Source organism: Streptomyces spongiae, assembly GCF_009377185.1.
GTDB lineage: Bacteria > Actinomycetota > Actinomycetes > Streptomycetales > Streptomycetaceae > Streptomyces > Streptomyces spongiae.
Window position 1 is genome coordinate 1 of record NZ_VJZC01000902.1, and the last position, 2740, is coordinate 2740.

Consider the following 2740-nt stretch of genomic DNA (forward strand, 5'->3'; position numbering starts at 1 on the left):
CCGCACCCCCGTCCGCACCCTCGCCCTCGCCCACTCCCGTGTACGCCGCCGTCGTCCGGTCCGCCTTCGCCCGGGCCGCCGCCGACCTCGGCCAGCCGGAGTTCGATCCAGCTGACGTTCCCGTCGTACTCCCAGGTCGCGCCGAAGCCCCGGGGAGGCTCGCAGCGCTCGATCGTGCCGCCCGCGTTGCCCTGCAGCTGGTACCGGCCGCCGAGGCGCAGTTCCCCGGAGACGGGCAGGAACCAGCGGGGGATGCGCTCGGGGTTGGTGCAGGCGTCCCAGACGTCCTCGACGGTGGAGTCGTACGTCTGGCCCAGCGTCACCACACGTGCCTCGCCCGCCTTCACCGCACATGCAACACACATGCACCACCTGTGAGCCACCTGTGCGCCGGGTCAAGCCACAGCCAGCGCCGCTCCATCCCGCGGCCATCGATCAGTAAGCCGTCGGCGCGCTTCGGCAATGCGGGGGTCAGGATTCCGGAACCGGTCTTGTTGTCGCGTACCCGACAGTAGATGGTCATCCGCGGGCCGCCCGCCGCCGGGGACTCCGTACCGGCGGCACCCACCCGCACCGCCCCTGTCACCCCACTCCCAGGAGGCTTACGTTGCGTACCGCACCCCACACGAGACCGAACACCCCGGCCACCCGCCGCAGATGGCACCGCGTCAGCGGCGCCGCCGCCGCCGTGGCGGCCCTCGTCCTCGCCGGCCTCGGCGTCACCACCCAGGCGACGGCGGCGACCACGAGCACCGCGCACACCACCAAGCCCCACGTCACCTGGACCCGCTCCTGCGCCACGCCCTCGAAGAAGGGCGAGATGGCCTGCAACGCGCTCCGCGTCACCGGCGGAACCACCGCCTTCCAGCTGGAGAAAGCGGCCAGGAAGGGCGTGACCCCCAAGGCCGCCGACGCCTCCTCCCCCTCCGGCTACGGCCCCAGCGACCTCCAGGACGCCTACGGCCTGACCGCCGCCGCCACCTCGAACGGCTCCGGCGAAACGATCGCGATCGTCGACGCGTACGACGACCCGAACGCGGAGTCGGACCTCGCCGCCTACCGCTCCGAGTACGGCCTCCCGGCCTGCACGACCTCCAACGGCTGCTTCAAGAAGGTCAGCCAGACCGGCTCGACCACCTCGCTCCCCACCGCCGACAGCGGCTGGGCGACCGAGATCTCCCTCGACCTGGACATGGTCAGCGCGACCTGCCCGAACTGCAACATCCTCCTGGTCGAGGCCAAGTCCTCCTCCATGGCCAACCTCGGCACGGCGGTGAACAGGGCGGTGACCCTGGGCGCGAAGTTCGTCTCCAACAGCTACGGCGGCTCCGAGTCCTCCTCCGACACCTCGTACGACTCCTCGTACTTCAACCACCCGGGCGTCGCCATCACGGTCAGCGCGGGCGACAGCGGCTACGGCGCGGAGTACCCGGCGGCGTCGAAGTACGTGACGTCGGTGGGCGGTACGGCACTGTCCACGTCCTCCTCCTCCCGCGGCTGGACCGAGAAGGTCTGGTCGACGAGCAGCAGTGAGGGCACCGGCTCCGGCTGCTCCTCCTACGACGCGAAGCCCTCCTGGCAGACCGACACGAGCTGCTCGAAGCGCATGATCGCCGACGTCTCCGCGGTCGCCGACCCGGCCACCGGCGTCTCGGTCTACGACACCTACGGCGCCGACGGCGAGGGTTGGGCGACCTACGGCGGCACCAGCGCCTCGTCCCCCATCATCGCCTCGGTCTACGCCCTCGCGGGCACCCCGTCCTCCAGCTCCTACCCGGCGCGGTTCCCCTACGAGTCGGCCGGCACGTCGGCCCTGAACGACGTGACCTCCGGCAGCAACGGCAGCTGCTCCACCACCTACTTCTGCACCGCCCGCTCCGGCTACGACGGCCCGACCGGCTGGGGTACGCCCCAGGGGGTGGACGCCTTCACCGGCTGACGCACCGCACAGCACGACACAGCACGAGACACCGCACAACACATCGAGCGGGCCGCAGCCGGTACAGGGCTGCGGCCCGCTCCGTGCGTGACGCGATCGCGAGCACGACAGCGTCCAGTTCTGGCCAAAGCCTGCGGCTTCCCGCCACCCCGCACGCGCGTCCCACCTCCCCATCCGGCACACTCGAAACACCGTCAGGACACAAAGGATGGTTAACGACGGAACCACACCACAGGTTCCGGTTCGACCTCGTTGCTCGACGTAACCTACCGTGATACACAGAGTGACACTGCGACCCCTCGCAAGTGATCCGTACGAAACCCGCCAACCAATGACGCCAAGTCGACATACGACGGTGGAATTGTCGGCGACAATGGGCCCGACCTCTGCGCACCCGTGTAGAGGGTGCAGAACTACCCACTAGGGGCGGTGACTTACATGTTCGTTGCGGCCGAAAAGGGCGACATCACCACCATCATCGGCGGAATTGCCCCCGACTGGGGCCCCTTCGGCAGCCTGGGCAACGAGGCGCGCGTCATGATCGAGGTCGTGATGGCGGTCGCCATCCTCCTCTGCCTCGGCATCGCGATCTGGGGCGCGGCGAAGCAACGCATCGGCGCGACGGCCCTCCGCGACACCTTCAGCGCCGAACAGGGCAAGGGCCTCATCGTCGCGGGCCTCACCGGTGTCTTCATCATCGGTTCACTGGGCACGCTCTTCACCATCGTGTACGGCATGGCCGTGTAGCCCCGTCCAGCAGACCGTCAGTCCCGGCCGGGCCCGCCCGGTGCCCCACTACCC

General features: G+C 69.6%; 3 protein-coding genes. 2 read left to right on the plus strand and 1 reads right to left on the minus strand.

What is annotated here, in order from left to right; all coding sequences use genetic code 11:
- Window positions 1-365, minus strand: a 365-nt coding sequence (locus FNH08_RS48430; RefSeq protein ID WP_194238876.1) for an SRPBCC domain-containing protein, incomplete at its 3' end; no start/stop codon positions are given.
- Window positions 366-607: 242 nt separating this feature from the next.
- Here FNH08_RS48430 and FNH08_RS48435 point away from each other — a divergent pair.
- A complete protein-coding gene (locus tag FNH08_RS48435) occupies window positions 608-1939 on the plus strand; it encodes a S53 family peptidase (RefSeq protein WP_152778266.1) in 1332 nt (443 codons plus the stop codon).
- A 438-nt stretch (window positions 1940-2377) separates the two neighbouring features.
- Complete coding sequence (locus tag FNH08_RS48440; protein ID WP_152778267.1) at window positions 2378-2686, plus strand: hypothetical protein; 309 nt, start codon at window positions 2378-2380, stop codon at window positions 2684-2686.
- The last annotated feature ends 54 nt before the right edge of the window (window positions 2687-2740 follow it).